This window comes from Pseudonocardia kunmingensis, from assembly GCF_006716445.1.
Lineage (GTDB): Bacteria > Actinomycetota > Actinomycetes > Mycobacteriales > Pseudonocardiaceae > Pseudonocardia > Pseudonocardia kunmingensis.
The window spans coordinates 1,076,676-1,099,809 of sequence record NZ_VFPA01000002.1; the positions used below are offsets into that span (position 1 = coordinate 1,076,676).

Sequence of the window (23,134 nt, forward strand, 5' to 3'; positions counted from 1 at the left end):
GCCCCTCCGGGGAATTGCCACAAAGGAGTGGTTTCCGTGTCACGACTCGCACGCCGAGATTTCCTCAAGTTCTCCTCGATCGGGGCGCTCGCCGCCGCCGGGTTCGGAGCGAGCGGCTGCGCAACCGAGTCCCGCCGAACGGTCGGGGGCAGACCGGTCCTGCAGGTGTGGGCGTGGGACCGCAACAGCCGCGGGCAGTGGCACCAGAACGCGTGGCGCCGCTACCGGCAGCAGAACAACCCGGACTTCGAGCTGGAGTTCGTGTACCTGCCCTTCGAGCAGCTGCACGACAAGATCCTCGTCGCGGCGATGGCCGGCTCCGGCGGACCGGACATCTGCGACATCGAGATCAGTCGCTTCGGCAACTACGTCCGAGGCGAGCCCATGTTCGTCGACATGGGCCCGGAACTGCACCGCCGGAACCTGGTGGACCAGTTCTACGTGCCGTCGGCGCTCGATCCCTGGTCGTACCGCCGCGGGATCTACGGGATCGGCAGCGAGCAGAACACGTGCCTGATGTGCTATCGCGCCGACCTCTACGAGGATGCCGGGGTCACCACGCCGATCGGGTCCTGGGACCAACTCGCCGAGGAGGCGCGGCGGTACCGCCGGGACACCGGCCGCTACCTCGTCGACGTCGAGTACCTCGACTGGGGGGAGTGGTGGATGTTCACCCTCCAGCAGGGCGGCGGCTTCTTCGACGAGGCCGGGATGCCGCGCGTCGCCGACGAGTACGGCATCCGCACCGTCGAGTTCCGGCGCAAGGCCGTCGAGGACGGCTGGGCGATGCTGAGCAGCAACCTCGAGAGTGACAGCCCGCAGCATTTCGCCGCCCTCGGCAACGGAACGGTGGCGACGGTGTTCGGCCCGCCCTGGCTCTTCAGCGGGAACACCCAGAGCTACCTCCCGGAAACCGCGGGGAAGTGGCGGCTGCAGCCCTTTCCCCGATGGGACGGGGGTGGCGCGTCGCCGTCGCGCGCCGCCACCTGGGGCGGGACCGGGGTCTGCGTCACGCGGTCCTGCCCATTGCCCGACGAGGCCGTGGACTTCGTCATCTTCATGCACACCGACATCGAGTCCGTCCGGTTCGACTTCGACCAGCGCCAGAACTTCCCCACCTACCGGCCCGCCTACGCGGAGCCGTGGCTCAACGAGCCGGCGGAGTTCTTCCGCGACCAACCGGTGGGGGCGCTCATCGGTGACTACGCGTCAGAGATCAACAACTGGTACAACTCACCGTTCTGGCCGCAGGTCACGCAGGCGACGCTCCGGGCGGGTATCACGCCCGGAATGCGGGGCGATCTGGAGCCGGCCGTGGCGATGCAGAACGCGCAGGAAGAGGCACTGAAGGTCATCGATCTGGCGACTCCGTGAATGGGTGAGGACTCATGGCCACCACCGTCGACACACCGTCGAGCATCTCCACACCCGGGCCGGAACGGCCGCGCGCCGGTCGCGGGTCGTCATGGCTGCTGCGCAGGCGCACCGCCCCCTATCTCTTCCTCGTCCCGTTCTTCGTGATCTTCGGCGTCTTCGGGATCTTCCCGATCGCCTACTCGCTGTACCTGAGCTTCTTCCAGGGCTTCGGGTTCACCGGCCTGACGTTCGTGGGTCTGGACAACTACGCCTACATGCTCGGGGATCCGCAGTACCTCCGCGCGGTGCTCAACACCACGTACTACATGATGGGGAGCGTCTTCCTCCTCTCCCCGCTGGCGCTCGGTCTGGCTCTCCTGTTCCGGTCGAGGTTCCTGGCGGTCAAGACGCTCTTCAAGGTCATCTTCTTCATGCCCGTCATCACGTCCTCGGTCGTCATCTCCGTCATCTTCCTGCAGGTCTTCGACACGAACTTCGGGCTGCTCAACGCGATGCTGGGGACGTTCGGCGTCGAAGTGGGGTGGATCACCGATCCGCGGGTGGTGATGCCCTCGATGATCCTGATGGGGATCTGGACCTACCTCGGGCTGAACTCGCTGTACTGGCTGGCCGGACTGGCGGCGATCAACCAGGACTACTACGACGCCGCGACCGTCGACGGTGCGAACGCGCTGCAGACGTTCCGGTACGTGACGTTGCCGTTGCTGCGGCCGGTGGCGCTGTTCGTCGTGATCCAGGCGATCGTCGGGTCCTACAACCTGTTCGCCCAGCCGCTGCTGATGACCGAGGGCGGCCCGGCCGACGCATCGTTGACCCTCTCGCTGTACCTCTACCAGCAGGGCTTCCGCTACTTCAACATCGGCTACGCGAGTGCGATCGCGTACTCGATGTTCGCGGTGCTCCTGGTCCTGTCGATCGTGAACATCATGCTGTTCCGCGGCTACCGCACGTCCGAGTGAAGGGGTGGATCGATGAGTACGACATCCGTCTCCGTGGGCGATCTCCCACGTGCGGCAGGGCCGGGGCGGCACCGTCGGCGGAGGAGCCGGCGGCTCACCGTCGTCGTCACCGGCCTCCTCGCCGTCGCCGCGATCTCCATGGCCGCGCCCTACGTCTTCATGATGGTCAGCGCCTTCAAACCGCAGAACGAGATCTTCGCGACCCCGATCCGCTTCTTCCCGCGCGATCTCACCCTGGACAACGTCGCTGCGCTGTTCGACCTCCTGCCGTACGCGCGGTGGTACCTGAACACGGTCGTCGTCGCCGTCTTCGGCACCGCGCTGACCCTGTTCATCAGCTCGCTGGCCGGGTTCGCCTTCTCGAAGTACGAGTTCCGGTGCAAGAACCTGCTGTTCATGCTCGTGCTCGGGACCGTTCTGATCCCGTTCCAGGTGCTGTTGGTGCCGCAGTTCCAGATCGTCCGTGAGCTCGGCGGGTTCAACACCTACTGGGCGCTGATCCTCCCGGTCGCCGCCAACGCGTTCGCGGTCTTCCTGATGCGGCAGTACACGATCAGCGTCCCCGACGAGCTGCTCGACGCCGCCCGGGTGGACGGGGTCAGCGAGTTCGGTCTGTGGTGGCGCATCGTCGTGCCGCTGGTCCGGCCGGGGCTCGCGGTCGCCGGCACCATCACGTTCCTCTCGTACTGGAACGACTTCTTCTGGCCGCTCATCGTCACGACCGACGACGACATGTTCGTCGTCAACCTGGGCACCGCCTCGCTGCTCGGCCCGTTCGAGTCGCAGTACGGCATCCTGCTCGCCGGAGCCCTGCTCGCCTCGCTACCGTTGATCATCATGTTCCTGTTCTTCCAGCGGCACATCATCGAAGGTCTCACCGCCGGCGCGACGAAGTAGCCGGGGAGCCGGTGCACCGGGCGACGCGGAGCCCGTGGTGGGTCGTGGTCGGCGGGTCGGTGCTGCTCGCACTGCAGAGCGGTCTGATCATGAGCGCCTTCGGCGCCTACCTCGTGGCGATCACCGCTGACACCGGGTGGTCGCCGGGGGTCGTCGCCGTCGGTTACGCGATCGTCCAGCTGGGCAACGGCTTCCTCGCGCCCCTCACGGGGTGGTGCTGCGACCGGCTGGGGGCCCGGGCGGTGGCCCGGGCGGGCACGGTCATCACGGCGGTCGGGTTCGCGCTGGCCGGCGCCGCCACCGGCCCGTCGCACCTCGTCGCCGCCGTCGTGGTGATCGCGCTCGGGTGCTCGGCCGCGGGCGTCACACCGCTGACCGTGGCGGTCGTGCAGGCGATGCCGCAGCGCCGGACGCTGGCGCTGGGGCTGCTGCCGACCGGGATCGCGCTCGGCGGGCTGGCCGTCCCGCTCGTGACCTGGGCGCTCGACGGATGGGGCTGGCGCGCGACGTTCGTCGGCGTGGCGGTCGTGACCCTCGTGGTCGGGGTGGCGGCATGTGCGGCTCTCCCCACCGACCGGAGCGTTCGGCGGCGCGTGCCGGCGTCCGCGGGGCTCGACGTGAAGGCCGGCGAGCCGGTGCGAGGCGGTGGCCACGCGCGGACGGACGATCACGACCTGCGCGCCGCACTGCGGACCGCCGCGTTCTGGCTGCTCGTCGCAGGCCACGGCGCGGCGCTGGTGGCGGTCAGCGCGGTGAACCTGCACCTGGTGCCGCTGATGACCCACGAGCACGGCATCCCGCTCGCGACCGCGGGCCTCGCGGTCGCGCTCATGTCGACGGGCCAGCTGCTCGGCCAGGTCGTCACCGGGGTGATGGGCGACCGCGTCGACAAGCGCATCCTGGCCGCGGTCTGCATGGTCGTGCACACGGTTGCGCTGGTCGCGCTCGCGACCGTGTCCGGTGCCGGGCTCCTGGTGCTGGCGGCCACCGTCCACGGAGTCGCGTGGGGACTGCGCGGGCCGGTCATGACCGCACTGCGCGCGGACTACTTCGGCGTCGGCTCGTTCGGCTCGATCATGGGGTGGTCCGCGGGGTTCGTCTCGATCGGACTGGTGGTGGGCCCGCTGCTCGGCACCGCGCTCGCCGGAGCGAACGGGTACCGGGCGGCGTTCCTCGTGCTGGCGGCGATCACCGCGACGGGCACGATCGCGTTCGGCGTCGTGCGCCGGCCGCGGAGGCCGTCGGTCCTCCTCCGGGAGGACCGGTCGTGACCCGCCCGGCTACGGGTTCAGGACGATCTTGCCCACGTGGTTCCTGCGGGCGAGCTCCTCCTGCGCGTGCGCGGCCCGGTCCAGCGGGAACCTCGCGGCGATGACGGGCTGGATCTCGGCATCGCGTGCCATGGCCATGAGGAGCTCGAAGTGGCTGGGCGTGTGCATCGCGGAGCCGATCACCTGCGCGTTGTGCAGGTAGAGGCGGCGCACGTCGAAGGCCACGTCGTAGCCGCCGAGGGCGCCCGCGATCACCCACCGGCCACCTTCGCGGAGCAGCGGCAGGCCCGCACCCACGAGCTGCCCGGCGACCACGTCGAGTGCGACGTCGATGCCGTCGGGGGCGGCGGCGCGGACCTGCTCGACGACGTCGTGCGCGCGGTCGACGACCTCGTGCGCGCCCGCCTTGCGCACCGACTCGATCTTGGAGCCGCTGCTGACGGCGAGCACCCGCGCGCCGCGTGCGCGGGCGATCTGCACCAGCGCCACGCCGACACCGCCGGAGGCCCCGGTGACCAGGACGGTCTCGCCCTCCCGCAGCCGACCCCGTTCGATCATGCCCAGCGCCGTGCCGTACGCGGTCGGCAGCGTCGCGAGCTGGTCGTCGGTGAGCGCGGACCGCGTGACGTCGTGCACCTGCTCCGCAGGCGCGGTCACGTACTCGGCGTACCCGCCGTCGCGCTCGCTGCCCATCAGGCCCACCGGGTCGGCATCCGGCCCGGCGGCGTCGTAGATCGCGGGATCGACCACCACCCGGCGACCCACGAGGCCGTCGTCCACGCCGGTCCCGGTGCCCGCGATCACACCGGCGACGTCTGCGCCCTGGATGCGCGGGAAGTCGATCGGCCCGCGCCAGCCCGACAGCGCCTCCGGGTCGTCCGGGCGGCCGTAGGCGCCCTGCCGGGTCCACAGGTCGGTGTTGTTCAGTGCGACGGCAGTGACGCGCACCAGCACTTCCCCTGCCTGCGGGGTGGGCACGGGTACCTCGGCCCGCTCCAGGACCTCCGGCCCTCCGTGCTGGGTGATCCGCACCGCGCGCATGGTCTCGGGGACGGCCATTCCCCACCCTTCTCTCGGCACCCACATCCGTGGATGCGCGTTCATCAACGCCTTGGCCGGGCTCCCCCGACCCGTCACCGTCGGCGGGGTCGGCGTATTCCTGCGGGAGATCGGTGAACAGCGTGGATCAATGCGGGTGTCAGGCGGTGGCCGCTTCGGGGTTGAACGGGTCGGCGACCTTCTCGAGCCGACGCGGCTTCTTCTTCGGAGCCGGAGCCGGAGCCGGAGCCGGGTCGGAGGTGGCGGGCCGGGCCTCGCGGTTGTCGTAGGCCTCGGTGACGGAGTTCGGGATGCGCCCCCGGGTGGAGACGTCGAGCCCGGCTTCGCGTGCCCATTCGCGGATCGCGGCCGTCCGGGCTCGATCCGCGGCGGGGGTGGCGGCCGTGGAGCTCTCGGCTGCGCCGTTCTGCGTGGTGTCGGGCGCGGTGGCACGCCGGGCGCGGCCACCGGTCCGGCGGCCCGCCGCCGCGTAGACGGCCATGGTGTCGCGCAGCTTCGCCGCGTTCGCCTCGGAGAGGTCGATCTCGTAGGAGCGTCCGTCGAGGCCGAAGGCGACGGTGTCCGATGCCCGGGTCCCGTCGAGGTCGTCCACCAGCATCACAGTGACCTTCTGCGCCACGGAGGCTCTCCCGTTCCGAATGATTGTTCCGCCGATCGATTTCGCCGCAACCCGCCCTGGCCGGAGGAACTGATACGCAGGGATCGGCATGAGCGGCTGCAGCGATCGGTCACGTTAGCATCACGCGCGAAACCGCCGTGCACCCGAATCGTCGGGCCCGTGGGTGTCGGGGGCACGGCCGACCGTGCCCCCTGGCTCCTACCATCGACCGGTGACCCAGCCCTTCGAACCCGGTCCCGCCGGGACCGGCGACGCCGCGGACCGGTTCCTGTCCTTCGTCGGGATCGCCCTCGACCGGACGGCCGAGCAGCTGCCGGGGACGAACCGCTCGGCCATGGCGATGGTGCTGCTGCTGCACCGGGTGGTGAGCACGGTCGTCTACGACCTCGAGTCCACCGTCCACCGTCCCGCCGGGTGGAGCTGGTCGGCGTTCCGGCTGCTGTTCGCCTTGTGGGTGGCCGGCCCGCAGGAGTCCAGGCGGGCGGCGGAGGTCACGGGGATGAGCCGCGCGGCGGTGTCCAGCCTGGCCACCACGCTGCAGTCCGCCGGTCTGGTGACCAGGAGCCCGGACGAGCGCGACCGGCGCGGCGTGGTCCTCTCGCTCACCACGGGTGGGACCGAGCGTTTCGAGGCGGCCTTCCGCGCCCACAACCGCCGCGAGGCCGAGTGGGCCGGGCTGCTCACGCCCGAGGAACTGGACGTGCTCAACACCGTTCTGACCAAGCTCGCCCGTGCCGCGCAGTCCCGGGACTGGGTCAGCCGCCGCTTCTGAACGCCGCCCCGCTACTCGGGGATCGTGATCAGGAACTGCTCGGTGAAGAACCACCACAGGGAGTCGAGGGCGAACACCGCTCCCGCCAGGAGCAGCGCCCCGGTACCGATGGCGAACGCCACGGGGCGAACGCGCTCCCAGGCGCGCTGGAACCAGGCGACCGCCCGCTTCTCGTGACCGCGGGCGATCGCGACCATCAGCGCGATCAGCGGGGCCTGGCTCACCACGATCCACAGCAGGTGAGCGGCGCCGACGGTGAGGACGGAATCCTCGCGGCCGGCGACGACGACGAGGCCGACGAACGTGGGGTCGAGCACCGCGGCCGCCGCCCACAGGACGGCGAGACCGAGCAGGGCCGCGCCGCTCGTCCGGGTTCGGCCCTTCGGACGGGGCGGACGCGCTGCCGGCCTGCGGAGGCGCACGACCGCCCACCACACCAGACCGGCGGCGATCAGCAGTTCGATGAGCGCGGCGAGCCGATCCGGGGGGAGGAGCGCGCTCCAGCGGACGGTCAGCAGCCGTTGCCCGACGGTCAGGGACAGGACCGTTCCCAGCAGCGCGGTGCCGAGGACGGAGACGAACCCGAAGGCCATGACGTCGCGCTCGCGAGCACCCATCGCGAGCGCGCCGATCGCGATCAGGGCGCCGCCCGGGTCGATCCCCGCGATGCCGAGACCTGCCGCGACCGCGAGCAGTGGGATCATCGGAACGCACTCCCGCGCAGCTGCGCGGTCGTCGCCCCGGGCATCATCGGCAGAGTATCGCCGAATCCGCCCGGCCGGGCCCGACAGCACGCCGATCGGGCGACCGGGCCACCGGCCGAACGTGTCGCGGACCGCTCAGTGCGGACCCGCCGGCGTCCAGCCTTCGCCGCACGCCCCTCCGCCGTCCGCGACCGCGACGTCGACCTCGTCACCCGCGGGTGTGAGCAGGGGGTTGTAGAAGCGGGCGATCTCGACGCTCGCCTGCGGCACGTAGTGGAAGATCAGCGAACGCCGGAACCGGTCGGTGGTGCGGTTCGGGCCCGAGCCGTGCGCGGTGCTGCCGTGGAAGAAGAGCGCGTCGCCCGCCCGCATCTCGGTCTGCACCGCCGACAACCCGTCGGGAGCGTCGATCGCGATCGTCGTGAACGACTCCGCCGGGTCGGCCGCACCGGGGCAGACGATCTCGTAGCGGTGCGACCCGGGCACGACCTGCAGGCCGCCGTTCGCGGCGTCGCAGTCGTCGACCGCGATCCAGGCGGCGAGGCAGGTCTCCGGGTGGGCCTGGAGGAACAGGTTGTCCTGGTGCAGGGCCTGGCCCCGCGCGGTGGGCGGCTTGAAGTAGAACATCGACTGGGCGGCCAGCGGCGGTCCGATCATCTCCGCCACCCGGTCGACGATCCGGGGATCGAGCATCCACCGGCGGGCGAGCCTGCCGATCGGCAGATCCGTGCGGCGGTGCGGGTGGACGATGCGGGGATAGCGGGCGAGCACGTCGTCGGCCGGCACGCCGTCGTCGTGGCCGACGGAACGGTCCTGCTCGACCTGCGTGGTGAACGCCTCGCGGATCTCGGTCACCTCGGCGGCGTCGAGCAGCGAGCGCACGAGCACGACCCCGAGGCGGGCGTAGGTCTCGGCGACGGGAGCGGACGGGGCGAGCACGGCATCGGACATACGATCCAGGTTCGTCGGGGCCTGGCTGCACGACCATGGGAGGACTGGCCCACAACATGGAAGATCCGGGCGCTGGGCGTGCGGGCCGGGCCAACGGGTTCGTCCCGGTCGTCACACGGGTTCTGGGTGGGCACCTCGACGAGGGCCCGGAGTACGCGACGTTCCGGCGTCGGGGTACGACCGACTGGCTGCTCATCCACACCGTCTCCGGGGCGGGGGGGTTCGGGGACGCGGACGGGGGTGTGGTGCGGGCAGGCCCCGGGGACGCCGTGCTCCTGCGGCCGCGGGTACTGCACGACTACGCCACCGCGCCGGGCAGCACGGGATGGGAGATCCTGTTCTCCCACTTCCACCCGCGGCCGGAGTGGATGCCGCTCCTGGCCTGGCCGCAGCCGCTGCCCGGGATCGGCCGCATCACGGCGGACGGGGAGGTCCACCGGCGGATCGTCGCGGCGCTGCACCGGAGCGCCAGGGCCGGGCGGGGTGCGCTCGCCCGGGCCGAGCTCTTCGCGGTGAACGCGCTCGAGGAGGCGCTGCTGTGGTGCGACACGCAGAACCATCTCGGTGCCCGCACCGACGAGCGCGTCCTGCGGGTGCTCGACCACGTCGACGCGCACCTGGCCGAGCCGCTCGACGTGGCCCGCCTGGCGGAGGTGGTGCACCTGTCGACGTCGCGGCTCACCCGGCTGTTCCGGGAGCACCTGGGGACGAGCCCGCAGCGCTACGTCGAGCAGCAGCGGCTGATCAGGGCGAAGCAGCTGCTCGACCTCACCGATCGCCCGGTGGGCGTCATCGCCCGGGAGGTGGGGTGGGAGGACCCGCTGTACTTCTCCCAGCGCTTCGCGCGGTTCGCCGGGCAGAGCCCCACGGCGTACCGCAACCGCGATCAGGGGGAGACGGGATTCGCATGACGAACGGCACTTTCGTCGGCTAGGTACCGGCGGGAGTGCCGTTCGTCAGGTGGGGAGCTCGCCGTCCTCGCGCCGCGGGCCGACGTCAGCGGACCGTAAGCGCGATCCGCCGCAGGCTGGGCCCTCCTCCTCCTAACGTCCCGAGCATGACCCGCCCCAGCGATCCGGTACCGGACGCGGTGCCCGCCCAGGACGACGTCGTGCAGGAGTACGGGTTCCCGGCGCCGCTCTGGCGCGCGGTCGCCCGCCTGCGCCCGCCGCTGCCGCGCTGGCGCAGCCCGTTGCGCGGCCCCTGGCTGACGTCCGTGCTCGGGCTCGTCCTGCTGGCAGGGCTGCCCGTCGTGATCGTGACCGGCCTGCTCAGCTACGTGGCCTACGGCCCGCAGCTCGGCGGGGCCATCCCGGGTGACGTCGGCCTGCTGCGGCTGCCGGTCTTCGACTGGCCCACGCGGCCGTCGTGGCTCTACCGGCTCAACCAGGGCCTGCACGTCGGGCTCGGGCTCGTGGTCGTCCCGGTCGTGCTCGCGAAGCTGTGGTCGGTCATCCCGAAGCTGTTCGCGTGGCCGCCGGTGCGTTCGATCGCACAGCTGCTGGAGCGGGTGACCTTGCTGCTGCTGGTCGGCAGCATCCTGTTCGAGATCGCCACCGGTGTCCTGAACATCCAGTACGACTACGCGTTCGGGTTCAGCTTCTACGCCGCGCACTACGCCGGCGCCTGGGTGTTCGTCGGCGCGTTCGTCGCGCATGTGGCGATCATGCTGCCGCGGGCGCTGCGCGGCGCCCGTTCCCGCTCGCTGCGCGAGGACCTGCGGACGCCGCTGGCCGGGACCACACCGGAGCCGGACGACGGGTCGGGGCTGGTGGCGGAGGAGCCGTCGGCGCCCACGATCAGCCGGCGGGGGGCACTCGCCCTCGTCGGCGGCGGGATGGTGCTGGTCGGGGTCCTGACCCTCGGCCAGACCCTGGGGGACGCGGTCCGCGGTACGGCGTTCCTGCTGCCCCGCGGACGCACCACCGCGGGCGCGGACGGCGGGCCGAACGACTTCCCGGTGAACAAGACGTTCGCCGCCAGCCGCATCGCACCCGCGGACGTCGGAACGAGCTGGCGCCTGGAGCTCACCGGCGACGGGACCCGGGCGCTCGACCTGGCCGCGCTCTCCGCGCTTCCGCAGCACACCGCCCGGCTGCCGATCGCCTGCGTCGAGGGCTGGTCGACCGTGCAGACCTGGACCGGGGTCCGGCTGCGCGACCTCGCCGCGCTCGCGGGCGTGCCCGAACCGGCGTCGGCACTGGTGCGCTCGGTGGAGGAGGGAGCGCAGTCCGCGCTCCACCCCGGGCAGGTCCTCGACCCGGACTCCTTGCTGGCTCTGCGGGTCAACGGTGCCGACCTCTCGCCGGACCACGGGTTCCCGGCGCGCGTGATCGTGCCCGCGCTGCCGGCGGTGAAGTGCACGAAGTGGGTCCGCACCATCGAGTTCCGGAGCGCGTGATGGGACGTCTGCACCGCTCCTACGGCGCCGGGGCGGGTCACCTGCCGGCCGTGCTGGTCTGCCTGGCCGTCACCGGCGGCGCGGTCGCGATCGTCGCGGGCGACCCCGCGTGGCCGGTGATGCTGGCGTGGTTCCTGGCCGCCGTCGCCCTGCACGACTTCGTGCTGTTCCCGCTCTACGCCGCGGGGGACCGGCTGGTGAACGCCGTTTCCCGCGAGGGGATCCGTCGTCGACGGGCGCACCCGCGGGTGCCGCTCGTCAACCACGTGCGGGTGCCCCTGCTCGGCGCCGGGCTGACGTTCCTGCTGTTCCTGCCGGGCATCCTCGGCCGGGGTGAGCCGGCGCTGCGGGCGGCGTCGGGGCTGGACACGTCCCCGGTCGCCGGGCGGTGGGTGCTGCTGGTCGCCGGGATGGCCGCCGCGTCGGCGCTCGTGTACCTGGTGCGGGTCCTGCGGGCGCGCCGCTGACGCGGTCCGGACGACCACGGCCGGTTTCTGGACTTGATCCAGTCAGGACTTCGTGCTGAGATCCCTGTCGTGCAGAACCCACCGCAGGCCGAGCACCTCCTGCGCGAGGCGGCGTTGCGCGTCACCGCGCCGCGCAAGGCCGTGCTGTCGGCGGTGTACGACCATCCGCACGCCGACACCGAAACCCTCCTCGCGGCCACGCGGGCGCGGCTGGGATCGGTGTCGCACCAGGCCGTCTACGACGTCCTGCGCGCCCTCACCGACGCCGGCCTGGTGCGCCGCATCCAACCGGCGGGTTCGGTCGCCCGCTACGAGGCGCGGGTGGGCGACAACCACCACCACCTCGTGTGCCGCTCCTGCGGGGCGGTGAGCGATGTCGACTGCGCCATCGGCGAGGCCCCGTGCCTGACGGCGTCCGACCACGCCGGCTTCGAGATCGAGGAGGCCGAGATCGTGTACTGGGGCCTCTGCCCCGCCTGCCAGACTCCGTCCGCGGGCCGCTGAGCGCGCGCCCGCCACGGACCCAGACGCACCCCACCACCAGGCCGGTCGGCCCTCCACGACCGGCGTCCCGAGGAAAGGACCGACGTGCCCACCGAGAGCGAGAACCCGGCCGTGGCCGACCCGAAGCCCCGCGACTCGTCCGCGAGCCCCCAGGGCACCGACAGCACCGAGAGCAGGAGCGAGAGCGAGAACCCGGCCATCGCGGGTCCCACCTCGCACCGGAGCGGCCGGCCGCGGTCCAACCGCGACTGGTGGCCGAACCAGGTCGACCTGAACATCCTCAACAAGACCTCGCCCGACTCCGACCCGCTCGGCGAGGACTTCGACTACAAGAAGGCCGTCTCCCAGCTGGACTTCGATGCGGTCAAGGCCGACATCGTCGAGGTCATGCACACCTCGCAGGACTGGTGGCCCGCCGACTGGGGCCACTACGGCCCGCTGTTCATCCGCATGTCGTGGCACGCGGCGGGCACCTACCGCCAGGTCGACGGGCGCGGCGGTGCCGGTTCCGGCGCCCAGCGCTTCGCCCCGCTCAACAGCTGGCCCGACAACGCCAGCCTCGACAAGGCCCGCCGCCTGCTGCTGCCGGTCAAGCAGAAGTACGGGCGCAGCCTGTCCTGGGCCGACCTGCTGGTCCTCGCCGGCAACGTGGCGCACGAGGACATGGGCTTCGAGACCTTCGGCTTCGCCTTCGGCCGGGAGGACACGTGGCAGCCGGAGGAGGTCTTCTGGGGTCCTGAGGACACCTGGCTCGGCGACGAGCGCTACAGCGGCGACGCCCCGCTCGAGCTCGAGGGTGCCCTCGGCGCCGTCACCATGGGCCTGATCTACGTCAACCCGGAGGGCCCGAAGGGCCAGCCGGACCCGCTCGCGTCGGCCCACGACATCCGCCTGACCTTCGGCCGGATGGCGATGAACGACGAGGAGACCATCGCGCTCATCGCCGGTGGGCACACGTTCGGGAAGGCGCACGGCGCGGGCGACCCGAACCTCGTCGGCCCGGAGCCGGAGGCGTGCCCGGTGCACTCGGTCGGGCTCGGCTGGCAGAACCAGAACGGCACCGGCAAGGGCGCCGACACCATCACCAGCGGCCTCGAGGGCGCCTGGACCCCGACGCCCACCCAGTGGGACAACAGCTACTGGGACACGCTGCTGGGCTTCGAGTGGGAGCTCACCGAGAGCCCTGCGGGCGCCAAGCAGTGGAAGCCCAAGCAGCCCGAGGGCCAGGAGCTCGTGGCCGACGCGCACATCGAGGGCAAGAAGAACCCGCCCATGATGCTGACGAGCGACCTCGCGCTGATCACCGACCCGGAGTACCGCAAGATCGCCGAGCGGTTCCGCGACAACCCCGAGCAGTTCGCCGACGCCTACCGGCGGGCCTGGTTCAAGCTGCTGCACCGCGACATGGGCCCGGTGTCGCGCTACGTCGGCCCGTGGGTGCCGCAAGAGGTCCAGCTCTGGCAGGACCCGCTGCCGCCGGTCGAGCACGAGCTGCTGTCGGAGTCCGACGCCGCCGAGCTCAAGAAGCAGATCCTCGCCTCCGGTCTGACGGTCTCGCAGCTCGTGCACACCGCATGGTCCTCGGCCGCGTCCTACCGCGGCACCGACAAGCGCGGTGGCGCGAACGGCGCCCGCCTGCGGCTCGAGCCGCAGGCGAGCTGGGCGGTCAACGCCGGGACGCAGGAGGTCGTCGCGAAGCTCGACGAGGTCCGCACGGCGTTCGGCAAGCCCGTCTCGCTGGCCGACACGATCGTGCTGGGTGGCGCGGCCGCCGTGGAGAAGGCCGCCGCCGACGCCGGCGTGGACGTCACCGTGCCGGTCGCGCTCGGCCGCACCGACGCCTCGCAGGAGCAGACCGACGTCGACACGTTCGCCTTCCTCGAGCCCCGCGCCGACGGCTTCCGCAACTGGATCGCCCCGGACGTGAAGCTCGAGCCGGAGACGCTGCTCGTCGACCGCGCCTACATGCTCGAGCTCACGGCGAAGGAGCTGACCCTGCTGGTCGGCGGCCTGCGCGTGCTCGGCGCGAACACCGGCGGCGCGCAGCACGGCGTCTTCACCGACCGGCCGGGGGTCCTGTCCCAGGACTTCTTCCGCAACCTGCTCGACCTCGGGGTCGCGTGGAGCACGTCGAAGGACGCCGACGGTGTCTACGAGGGCCGCGCCGCCGACGGGAACGTCGTGCGCACCGCCACGGCGGTCGACCTGGTCTTCGGGTCGAACTCGATCCTGCGCGGAATCGTCGAGGTGTACTCCGCCGACGACGCGAAGGAGAAGTTCGTCCGTGACTTCGTCAAGGCGTGGGACAAGGTCATGAACCTGGACCGGTTCGACCTGCGGTAAGGCACCGACCGACGACGCCCCGGTCCGCCGCGGATGCGGAGGACCGGGGCGTTCGTTACCGTCGCGCGTAGACGCGCACCCAGTCGACCTCGAGGCTGACCTCGGCGGGCGTGGTGTGGTCCGGGGCGAGGATCCATTCCTCGTACGGGCCCATGTCGAGCTGGATCGCCAGGTGCATCCGGCTGGTGGGGATGACGTTGCGGTCGGTCGTCTCGAACTGCTTGACCCCGTCGACGTACCAGGTGATCCGGTCGGGGAGCCAGTCCATGGCGAAGGTGTGCCACTGGCTGAAGTCGCCGCTGACCTTGTTGCCGGCGAGCTTGTTCTGCGCCGAGTAGTGGATCACGAAGTGGGCCTGCGAGCGGTCCTCGCGCGGGACCTCCATCATGTCCAGCTCGCCGTCGGCCTCCTTGTCCAGGGAGTCCGGCCACAGCAGGATCGCCGAGCCCCGGCCCCGGCCCTTCTCGGTGCGCGCGCGGAACTCCCAGCGCCCGTAGGTCTGGCTGTGCTCGTGGTTCATGCCGCCGGAGACGTCGCCGCGGGCGGTGATGCGCAGCGCGCCGTTCCTCGTGGTGATCGCCTCGGGGCGGCGCCAGCCGTTGCCGAACCCGCCCACCGAGTTGTAGCGGTTCCACACCTGCGGGTCGAGCCTGGAGTCGAAGTCGTCGCTGAAGACCAGCCGCCACTCGTCCCGGTCGGCGGTGGGCCCGCGGTCGGAGGAGCGGGCGTCGTCCAGGGACGGCGTGGGGACGGCCGTCGGCGGGGGTGAGGGGGCCGGCAGCGCCTGGAGGAGGTCCGGTTCGTGCATCGCGGTCGGGTTCCCGCATCCGGCCAGCACGAGAACGACGGCACCGAGCAGTGCGCAGCACGCGCGCCGCGGGAACCGGGACATCCTGCCTCCTCGACGCGTACGCCGGAAGGGGAGCCGCGGGGAGCGCCGGCGTGCGGAGAAGCACCCTATCGGGGGAACGGCAACCGGACATAACGGGCCCCGGTGGGCCGGCTGAGGGCCATGCCGCGATGCGATCGACGGCCCACAACATCGGTATTGGAGGGCGTGCCCGCCCGGTCCTTACGCTGCCGTCGCGTCGCCGCCCGCGGCGCGATCCGATCCCGGGGAGCCGAGATGACCACGCCCACGCACGCCGGCCGCGCGATCGTGGACTCCCTGGTCCGGCACGGCGTCCGGCGCGTCTACTCGGTGCCGGGGGAGAGCTACCTCGCGCTGCTCGACGGGCTGTACGAGTCCGGGATCCACAACGTCGTCTGCCGCCAGGAGGGCGGCGCCGCCTACATGGCCGAGGCCCACGGCAAGCTCACGGGCACGCCGGGCGTCGCCATGGTGACCCGCGGGCCGGGGGCGGCGAACGCGTTCGTCGCCGTCCACACCGCATGGCAGGACGCCACCCCGCTCGTCCTGTTCGTCGGCCTCGTGCCGATCGGGGACCGGCAGCGGGAGTCCTTCCAGGAGTTCGACCCGGCCGCCTGGTTCGGCACGCAGACCAAGCGCGTGCTCGTGCTCGACGAGCCCGACCGCGCGAGCGAGGTCGTCGCCGAGGCCTTCTTCGCCGCGACGAGCGGGCGGCCCGGCCCCGTCGTCGTCGGCCTGCCGGAGGACGTGGTGGCCGCCCCGTTCGCGGGGCGCCTCCACGAGCCCCTTCCGGTCGTCGACGGCACGGTGAGCGAGTGCGACCTCGCCGATCTCGTCGCGCGGCTGCAGCGCAGCGAGCGGCCGCTCCTGCTGGTCGGCGGCGCACGCTGGACGCCGGACGCCGCGGCGACCACCACCCGGTTCGCCGAGCGCAACGCGCTGCCGATCGTGCAGGAGTGGCACGCGGCCGACCGGGTGCCCACCGCCTCGCCCTCGTGCGTCGGCCAGCTCGCGTTCGGCGGCCCCGCGTACGCCGCGCGCATGCTGGAGGAGGCGGACCTGCTCGTCACGGTCGGCGCTGTGCTCGGCGACGTCGTCACCGGCGGGTACCGGTTGCGCCAGGATCCCGACGCGGCGACCGTGGTCGTGACGATCGACCCGGGCCTGCGCGGTCGCTCGGGGGCGGTGAGCCGGCACGTCCTCGCGGCCCCGACCGCGTTCGCGCGCGCCGTCGCCGAGCTCGACCTGGACCGGGCGGAGGTCTGGCGCCCGTGGACGGAGGCGGGCAGGCGGGCGTACGAGGAGGAGCTCGCCCGGCTCGCGCGCGGCACGGGCATGACCACCGTGCTGCGCGAGATCGCGGCGCGGACCTCCGACGCCCTCCAGACCGTCGGTGCCGGCAACCACACGGCGTGGGCACGGCTCCTCCCCGTCGACCGCTACCCGGGCGAGCTGGCCACGCGCAACGGCTCCATGGGCTACGCGGTGCCCGCGGCGGTCGTGGCCGCGCTCGAGCACCCCGGACGCGCGGTCGTGGCCGTGGCGGGCGACGGCGAGCTGCTGATGAACGGCCAGGAGCTCGCGACGGCGGCGCAGGAAGGCGCCGCGTTCCTGGTCGTCGTCATGGACAACGGCCAGTACGGCACGATCCGCATGCACCAGGAGCGCGAGTACCCCGGGCGGGTGTCGGGCACGCGGCTCGCGAACCCGGACTTCGCCGCGCTCGCGCGCGCGTACGGGGGGCACGCCGAGACGGTGCGGGCCGACGCCGAGGCCGCCGGGGCCGTCGAGCGCGCGCTCGAGGCCGTTGCCGAGGGGGTGTTCGCGCTCGTCCACGTCGTCGTCGACCCCGCGGTGCTCTCGCCGTGACGAGGGGGCCGGAGGTGTGGCGCACGACACTGCCGCTCGTCGTACCCTGTCTCGGGACGCCCTGGCGCTCGTCACGTGCGGCCTCTACCGTCCCTCAACCAGTAAAACCTTTGATGGTTGACGGAGAGGGCACGACACATGGCCAAGCCGTTCGCCTCCTCGGCCGACACCGCCGCCAAGGAGCAGACCCTCGAGGTGCTCGCCGACGGCGTCTACGCGCTGACCGCCGAGGGCGACCCGAACATCGGCGCGGTGGAGGGCGAGGACTTCCTCGTCTGCTTCGAGGCGCTCGCCACGCCCGTCGCCGCGCGGAAGTGGCTTGCGGTGCTGCGCGAGCACACCGACAAGCCCGTCCGCTTCCTCGTGCTGTCGCATTACCACGCCGTGCGCGTGCTCGGCGCGAGCGCGTTCGACGCGGAGACGATCGTCTCCCACGAGCTCACCCGCGCGCTCGTGGCCGAGCGGGGCCGGCAGGACTGGGAGTCGGAGTTCGCGCGGATGCCGCGGCTGGCCGAGGCCGCCGACTCGGTGCCCGGGCTGACCTGGCCGACGCTCACGTTCGCCGACCGGCTCACGATCGACCTCGGCGGCGACCGCGGCGACCTGGTGCTGCAGTACCACGGCCGCGGCCACACCGAGGGCGACATCACCGCGTGGCTGCCCCGGCACCGGATCCTCTTCGCCGGTGACCTCGTGGAGGCGCAGGCCGCGCTCTACACCGGCGACGCGTTCCACCGGGACTGGGCCACGACCACCCTGGACCGGGTCAAGGCCCTCGGCGCGGAACAGCTCGTCGGCGGCCGGGGGGCGGTCAGCCGCGGCCGCGCGGAGGTGGACGCCGCCGTCGAGCAGACCCGCGGCTTCCTGCAGGTGATGATGCGCGAGGTCGGCGCCGTGCAGCAGCGCGGCGGCACCCTCAAGGAGGCCTTCGAGGCCACCCACGCCGCCCTCGTCGACGACTACGGCCACTGGCCGATCTTCGAGCACTGCCTGCCGTTCGACGTCTCGCGCCTGTGGGACGAGCTGTCGGGCGTCGAGCGCCCCGTCATCTGGACGGCCGAGCGCGACCGCGAGGTCTGGGCCCAGCTGCAGGGCTGAGGGGGCAGGTCATGTCCAGCGCTCCCGCGCCACCGGCGGCGTGGCCCGTCGAGCCCGTGCTCGTGCTCGGCGCCGGGCCGGTCGGTCAGACGACGGCCCTGCTGCTCGCCCGCTGGGGCGTGCCCTCGATCGTGCTCGACCAGCGCCCGCGCCGCGACGACGTCGGCTCCAAGGCGATCTGCCAGCAGCGCGACGTGCTCGACGTCTGGGAGGCCGTCGGGGTGGGCCGGCGGATCGCCGACGAGGGCGTCACCTGGAGGACCGCCCGCACGTTCCACCGGGGCACCGAGCTGTTCGCCGTCGAGCTCGCCGAGCCCGGCCGTCCGGCGTTCCCGCCGTTCGTCAACATCTCCCAGACCCGCACGGAACTCCTCCTCGACGAGCGGATCGCGGCCGAGCCGCTGGTCGACCTGCGGTGGGGCCACCGGGTCACCGCGCTGGACCAGGACGGGACGGGCGTGACGGTCACCTGCGCCGACGGGCCGCGGGTGCGCGGGTCCTACCTGGTGCTCTGCAGCGGCGCGCGCAGCGACGAGCTGCGCCACCAGCTCGGCGTGCGCTTCGAGGGGCACTCCTTCGACGACCGGTTCCTCATCTGCGACATCCGCACCGACATGCCGGGCTGGGCCACCGAGCGGCGGTTCTACTTCGACCCGGACTGGAACCGTGGCCGCCAGGTCCTCATCCACCCCTGCCCGGACTCCACGTTCCGCATCGACTGGCAGGTCCCACCGGACTACGACCTCGACGACGAGGCGGCCTCGGGAGCCCTGGACGCGCGGATCCGGCAGGTCATCGGCGAGCGCGGGTACGAGATCGTCTGGAAGTCGGTCTACCGCTTCCACTCCCGGCTGGCCGACCGGATGCGCCGCGGCCGGGTGCTGATCGCCGGGGACGCCGCGCACCTCGTCTCCCCGTTCGGGGCGCGGGGGCTGAACTCCGGGGTCGGCGACGCCGAGAACGCCGCCTGGAAGATCGCCTACGCCGGGCGCGGCTGGGCGCCCGACGCGCTGCTCGACACCTACCACGACGAGCGGCACGCGGCGGCCCGCGAGAACATCGCGGTCACGACCGCGACCATGGACTTCCTCGTACCCCCTGACGGGGAACGGGCCCGGTACCGCGCCGACGTGCTCGCCCGCGCCGCCGCCGACCCGGCCGCACGCGCGCTCGTCGACTCCGGACGGCTCGCCGAGCCGTTCTGGTACGTCGACTCGCCGCTGACCACCGCCGACGCGCGCCGCCCGTTCGGCGGTCGGCCGCCGCGCGGGCAGGCCCCGCCCGCGGGCCCCGGCGTGCTGGTTCCCGACGCCCCCGTGCGCGGGGCCGGCTGCCCGCCGCGCGCGAGCCGGTTCCGCGAGCTGGCCCGCGACGGGTTCCTGCTGCTGGCCACGCCGGAGGCCGACCTCGACGCCGCCCGCGCGGCCGCTACCGCCGCGCCCGGCCCGGTCCGCGTCCTCGCCCTGGGCGCGATCGACGCGTCCGGGGCGCTCGCCGCCGCCCTGGACGCCCGGCCGGCCGAGGTGTGGGTGCTCCGCCCGGACGCCCACGTCGCCGCCGTCCTCGCCGACCCGACCGGCGACGACGTCCGCGCGGCACTCGCCCGCGCCGCCGCTCGTTCCACCACCACCCGAGCCGAGGAGGACCGCCATGGCGTACTACCGGCGAGCCGGTGACGTCCCGCCCAAGCGCCACACCCAGCACCGCACGCCCGAGGGCGGGCTCTACCGCGAGGAGCTGATGGGTGAGGAGGGGTTCTCGGCCGACTCGTCGCTGCTCTACCACCGCGGTGTCCCGTCGGCGCTCGTCGACGCGTCGCCGTGGGAGCTGCCCGACCAGACGCTCACCGAGAACCGGCCGCTGCTCCCGCGGCACCTGAAGCTGCACGAGCTGTTCCCCGGCGAGGAGCCCAAGGCACTCGACGTCGTCACCGGCCGTCGGCTCGTCCTGGGCAACGCCGACGTGCGGATCTCCTACGTCGTCGCGGGCGAGGCGTCCCCGCTCTACCGCAACGCGATCGGCGACGAGTGCGTGTACGTCGAGTCGGGCGCGGCCACGGTCGAGACGGTCTTCGGCGTGCTGCAGGCGCGGCAGGGCGACTACGTGCTCCTGCCGCGCGCCACGACCCACCGCTGGGTGCCGCAGGGCCCCGAGCCGCTGCGCGCGTACGTGATCGAGGCGAACTCGCACATCGCGCCGCCCAAGCGCTACCTGTCGCGGTTCGGGCAGCTGCTGGAGCACGCGCCCTACTGCGAGCGCGACCTGCACGGCCCCGCCGAACCCCTGCTCGTCGAGGGGACGGACGTGGAGGTCCTGGTCAAGCACCGCGGGTCGCGGGGGGTGGTCGGCACCCGCCACGTCGTGCCCACGCACCCGTTCGACGTGGTCGGCTGGGACGGCTGCCTCTACCCGTACACGTTCAACGTCTCCGACTTCGAGCCGATCACCGGGCGGGTGCACCAGCCGCCGCCCGCGCACCAGGTGTTCGAGGGCGGCAACTTCGTGATCTGCAACTTCGTGCCGCGCAAGGTCGACTACCACCCGCTGGCGATCCCGGTGCCCTACTACCACTCCAACGTCGACTCCGACGAGGTCATGTTCTACTGCGGCGGCGACTACGAGGCCCGCAAGGGCTCGGGCATCGGGCAGGGCTCGATCAGCCTGCACCCGGGCGGGCACAGCCACGGCCCCCAGCCCGGTGCGGCGGAGCGGTCGATCGGTGCCGAGTACTTCGACGAGCTCGCCGTCATGGTCGACACCTTCCGCCCGCTGGAGCTGGGCGAGGGCGGCCTGGCGAGCGAGGACCCGGGCTACGCCTGGACCTGGTCCGGGCGGGGACCGGCGTGAGCACGGTCGCCGTCGGCGAGGGGTCGCCGTTCGGCCCGGCGAACCTGCCCTACGGCGTCTTCTCCACGCCCGGTGGTGCGCCCCGGGTGGGGGTGCGCGTCGGCGACACCGTGGTCGACCTGTCGGTGCTGCTGGGCGATGCGGTGTTCGCGGCGCCGTCGCTGAACCCGTTCATGGCGCAGGGGCCGGACCGATGGCGCCGGGTCCGGGAGCGGGTCGCCGCCGCCGTCCGCGGCGACGTGCCGGACGAGGCGCAGCACCCGGTGCGGGACGTGCGCCTGCACCTGCCGTTCGAGGTGGCCGACTACGTCGACTTCTACGCGTCCGAGCACCACGCCGCCAACCTCGGGCGGCTGTTCCGGCCCGACTCCGAGCCGCTGATGCCCAACTGGAAGCACCTGCCGGTGGGCTACCACGGGCGCGCCGGCACCGTCGTCGTCTCCGGCACCGACGTGGTGCGCCCGTGCGGGCAACGCAAGGCCCCCGACGAGGCCGACCCGACCTACGGCCCGAGCCGCAGGCTGGACATCGAGGCCGAGCTGGGCTTCGTCGTCGGGGTCGGCTCGCCGCTCGGGGCCCGGATCGGCGTGGACTCCTTCGCCGACCACGTGTTCGGCGCCGTGCTGGTCAACGACTGGTCGGCACGTGACCTCCAGGCATGGGAGTACGTGCCGCTCGGCCCGCACCTGGGTAAGAGCTTCGCCACCTCGGTCTCCCCGTGGGTGGTGCCGCTGGCCGCGCTGCAGGCCGCGCGCATCCCGCTGCCCGGGCAGGACCCGCGGCCGCTGCCCTACCTGCGCGGGCGCGAGGACTGGGGTCTCGACGTCGAGATGGTGGTCGAGTGGAACGGCGAGGAGGTCTCCCGCCCGCCCTACCGGCACATGTACTGGTCGCCCGCCCAGATGCTGGCCCACCTGACGGTCAACGGGGCGTCGGCCCGCACCGGGGACCTGTTCGCCTCCGGGACCGTCTCCGGACCGGAGCGCCACCAGCGCGGCGCCTTCATCGAGCTCACCTGGGGCGGGCGCGAGCCGGTCACCGTCAAGGGGGAGGAGCGCGCGTTCCTGCAGGACGGCGACGAGGTCACGATCTCCGCGACCGCGCCCGGACCGGACGGCACCCGGATCGGGTTCGGCGAGGTCACCGGCACCATTCGGCCGGCCTACGCCCCGAAGTAGGTTTTCAGCTCCTCGCGGCGGGCGTCCTCCTCGCCGGTGATCACGTAGAAGACCATGCCGGCGTCCGAGACGTCGCCGTTCCCGACGAGCTCGAGCCGGGAGTGCAGCCACTCCCAGTTCTCGTCGCCGCTCTCGGTGAGGAAGTCCCAGAAGTCCATCTCGATGGGGCCGAGCCCGGAGTTCTGGTCGGGGATCTCGACGCGCTCGCAGCCCAGGTCGATCAGGTCCTCGTAGTCGTGGCCGCCGTGCTCCTCCGCGGCGTGGGTCTGGTTGAAGCTGTCCTCGCCGTGGGTGATGCACTCGACGTGCTCCCTGGCCTCCGGGTCCGCGGCGTCGAGCGCCATCCAGACCGTCTCGATGGGGCCGGCGAGGACGATCGAGAGCTGGTCCTCCTCGGTGGAGGCGTTGATCTCGGCCACGAGGTTCCGGGTGCCCGCCGCCAGCTGCTCGGGGTCGGTGTCGTCGAAGAACCGGGACATGTCGAAGCCGAAGCGCTCCCCGCCCTCCTGGACGCTCTCGGTCATGTTCTCGAGGTGTTCCTCGGACGAGTCCCAGATGTGGTCGTTGTAGTCGTAGTGCACGAGGTTCGCCTGCAGGTTGCGGTGCGCGAGGATCGCCAGCGCCATGGGCGCGGACGCCCAGTCGTCCTCGTCGTGCTGGTTGCCGTCCGCCGACATGGCGATGCGCCCGACCTCGGAGTCGAACGTGCTCTCCCCGCCGTCCCCACCGCCCTGGCCGTCCGCGGGAGCGCCCTGCGTGCCGTCGGCGCACCTCTCGGACTGGTCGAACAGCGGCCCCGACTCGTACCAGGCGCAGCCGTCGCCCGACCCGGACGCCTGCGTGCCGCACGCGGCGACGAGGGTGGTCGCCGCGAGCACGGCCAGGAGGGCGGTGGCGCGGGAAGCCCTGCGACGTGACGACGTGCGGCGTGACGACATGCGGGGTCG

At 72.5% G+C, this 23,134-nt stretch carries 20 protein-coding genes and 1 pseudogene; 15 read left to right on the forward strand and 6 right to left on the reverse strand.

The annotated features are described in order from the left end of the window. The first annotated feature begins 36 nt into the window (after nt 1-36). The 4 genes from FB558_RS20910 to FB558_RS20925 are packed head-to-tail and all read left to right on the forward strand — an operon-like array spanning nt 37 to nt 4,504. Nucleotides 37-1,374: an ABC transporter substrate-binding protein gene (locus tag FB558_RS20910; RefSeq protein ID WP_142055971.1), complete on the forward strand. Its 1,338-nt coding sequence runs from the start codon at nt 37-39 to the stop codon at nt 1,372-1,374. A 14-nt stretch (nt 1,375-1,388) separates the two neighbouring features. Continuing rightward, nucleotides 1,389-2,336 (forward strand): carbohydrate ABC transporter permease, encoded by a 948-nt coding sequence (locus tag FB558_RS20915; protein ID WP_142055973.1) that lies wholly within the window; start codon nt 1,389-1,391, stop codon nt 2,334-2,336. Nucleotides 2,337-2,348: 12 nt separating this feature from the next. Then, entirely contained in the window at nt 2,349-3,233 is an 885-nt protein-coding gene (locus FB558_RS20920; RefSeq protein ID WP_142055975.1) for a carbohydrate ABC transporter permease, read from the forward strand. A gap of 11 nt (nt 3,234-3,244) precedes the next feature. After that, a complete protein-coding gene (locus tag FB558_RS20925; RefSeq protein ID WP_142055977.1) occupies nt 3,245-4,504 on the forward strand; it encodes an MFS transporter in 1,260 nt (419 codons plus the stop codon). Nucleotides 4,505-4,513: 9 nt separating this feature from the next. Here FB558_RS20925 and FB558_RS20930 read toward each other — a convergent pair whose 3' ends face one another. Both FB558_RS20930 and FB558_RS20935 read right to left on the reverse strand, forming a co-directional pair. After that, nucleotides 4,514-5,563, reverse strand: a complete 1,050-nt coding sequence (locus FB558_RS20930; protein ID WP_142055979.1) for a zinc-binding dehydrogenase — start codon at nt 5,561-5,563, stop codon at nt 4,514-4,516. A gap of 256 nt (nt 5,564-5,819) precedes the next feature. Next, a pseudogene (locus FB558_RS20935) lies at nt 5,820-6,182 on the reverse strand (histone-like nucleoid-structuring protein Lsr2); the annotation flags it as partial. A 211-nt stretch (nt 6,183-6,393) separates the two neighbouring features. On the opposite strand from FB558_RS20935, the gene FB558_RS20940 reads away from it, so the two are divergent. Continuing rightward, the gene (locus FB558_RS20940) at nt 6,394-6,954 is read left to right on the forward strand and encodes a MarR family winged helix-turn-helix transcriptional regulator (RefSeq protein ID WP_246106639.1); all 561 of its coding nucleotides are present in this window, start codon (nt 6,394-6,396) and stop codon (nt 6,952-6,954) included. 11 nt (nt 6,955-6,965) lie between these two features. Here the strand turns inward: FB558_RS20940 and FB558_RS20945 are convergent, their stop codons facing one another. Both FB558_RS20945 and FB558_RS20950 read right to left on the reverse strand, forming a co-directional pair. Beyond that, nucleotides 6,966-7,658 (reverse strand): hypothetical protein, encoded by a 693-nt coding sequence (locus tag FB558_RS20945; protein WP_142055983.1) that lies wholly within the window; start codon nt 7,656-7,658, stop codon nt 6,966-6,968. Between the two features lie 135 nt (nt 7,659-7,793). Next, nucleotides 7,794-8,609: a phytanoyl-CoA dioxygenase family protein gene (locus tag FB558_RS20950; protein ID WP_142055984.1), complete on the reverse strand. Its 816-nt coding sequence runs from the start codon at nt 8,607-8,609 to the stop codon at nt 7,794-7,796. Between the two features lie 56 nt (nt 8,610-8,665). Here FB558_RS20950 and FB558_RS20955 point away from each other — a divergent pair, with 56 nt between their 5' ends. The 5 genes from FB558_RS20955 (at nt 8,666) to katG (ending at nt 14,324) form a co-directional block, all read left to right on the forward strand. After that, nucleotides 8,666-9,520, forward strand: a complete 855-nt coding sequence (locus FB558_RS20955; protein WP_142055986.1) for a helix-turn-helix domain-containing protein — start codon at nt 8,666-8,668, stop codon at nt 9,518-9,520. Between the two features lie 146 nt (nt 9,521-9,666). After that, on the forward strand, nt 9,667-11,010 hold the full coding sequence (locus FB558_RS20960; protein ID WP_142055988.1) for a molybdopterin-dependent oxidoreductase: 1,344 nt from the start codon (nt 9,667-9,669) through the stop codon (nt 11,008-11,010). Continuing rightward, entirely contained in the window at nt 11,010-11,477 is a 468-nt protein-coding gene (locus FB558_RS20965; RefSeq protein WP_142055990.1) for a hypothetical protein, read from the forward strand. The genes FB558_RS20960 and FB558_RS20965 overlap by 1 nt, the downstream gene beginning before the upstream one ends. 69 nt (nt 11,478-11,546) lie before the next feature. Then, nucleotides 11,547-11,981: a Fur family transcriptional regulator gene (locus tag FB558_RS20970; RefSeq protein ID WP_142055992.1), complete on the forward strand. Its 435-nt coding sequence runs from the start codon at nt 11,547-11,549 to the stop codon at nt 11,979-11,981. An 84-nt stretch (nt 11,982-12,065) separates the two neighbouring features. After that, the gene (katG, locus tag FB558_RS20975; RefSeq protein WP_142055994.1) at nt 12,066-14,324 is read left to right on the forward strand and encodes a catalase/peroxidase HPI; all 2,259 of its coding nucleotides are present in this window, start codon (nt 12,066-12,068) and stop codon (nt 14,322-14,324) included. Between the two features lie 55 nt (nt 14,325-14,379). On the opposite strand, the gene FB558_RS20980 is transcribed toward katG, so the two are convergent. Then, nucleotides 14,380-15,216, reverse strand: a complete 837-nt coding sequence (locus tag FB558_RS20980) for a glycoside hydrolase family 16 protein (RefSeq protein WP_142055996.1) — start codon at nt 15,214-15,216, stop codon at nt 14,380-14,382. Between the two features lie 234 nt (nt 15,217-15,450). Here FB558_RS20980 and FB558_RS20985 point away from each other — a divergent pair, with 234 nt between their 5' ends. The 5 genes from FB558_RS20985 to fahA all read left to right on the forward strand — a co-directional run bounded on the left by FB558_RS20985 (nt 15,451) and on the right by fahA (nt 22,187). Then, a complete protein-coding gene (locus FB558_RS20985; protein ID WP_142055998.1) occupies nt 15,451-17,064 on the forward strand; it encodes a thiamine pyrophosphate-dependent enzyme in 1,614 nt (537 codons plus the stop codon). A 138-nt stretch (nt 17,065-17,202) separates the two neighbouring features. Then, nucleotides 17,203-18,162 carry an MBL fold metallo-hydrolase gene (locus FB558_RS20990; protein ID WP_142055999.1) on the forward strand — a complete coding sequence of 320 codons (960 nt, stop codon included), beginning with the start codon at nt 17,203-17,205 and terminating at the stop codon, nt 18,160-18,162. Nucleotides 18,163-18,173: 11 nt separating this feature from the next. Beyond that, on the forward strand, nt 18,174-19,838 hold the full coding sequence (locus FB558_RS20995) for an FAD-dependent monooxygenase (RefSeq protein ID WP_142056001.1): 1,665 nt from the start codon (nt 18,174-18,176) through the stop codon (nt 19,836-19,838). Then, nucleotides 19,813-21,009 (forward strand): homogentisate 1,2-dioxygenase, encoded by a 1,197-nt coding sequence (locus FB558_RS21000; RefSeq protein ID WP_142056003.1) that lies wholly within the window; start codon nt 19,813-19,815, stop codon nt 21,007-21,009. The genes FB558_RS20995 and FB558_RS21000 overlap by 26 nt, the downstream gene beginning before the upstream one ends. After that, a complete protein-coding gene (fahA, locus tag FB558_RS21005) occupies nt 21,006-22,187 on the forward strand; it encodes a fumarylacetoacetase (protein WP_142056005.1) in 1,182 nt (393 codons plus the stop codon). The genes FB558_RS21000 and fahA overlap by 4 nt, the downstream gene beginning before the upstream one ends. On the opposite strand, the gene FB558_RS21010 is transcribed toward fahA, so the two are convergent. Next, entirely contained in the window at nt 22,172-23,125 is a 954-nt protein-coding gene (locus FB558_RS21010) for a hypothetical protein (protein ID WP_142056007.1), read from the reverse strand. The two genes, fahA and FB558_RS21010, sit on opposite strands and share 16 nt — an antisense overlap. Nucleotides 23,126-23,134 lie beyond the last annotated feature (9 nt).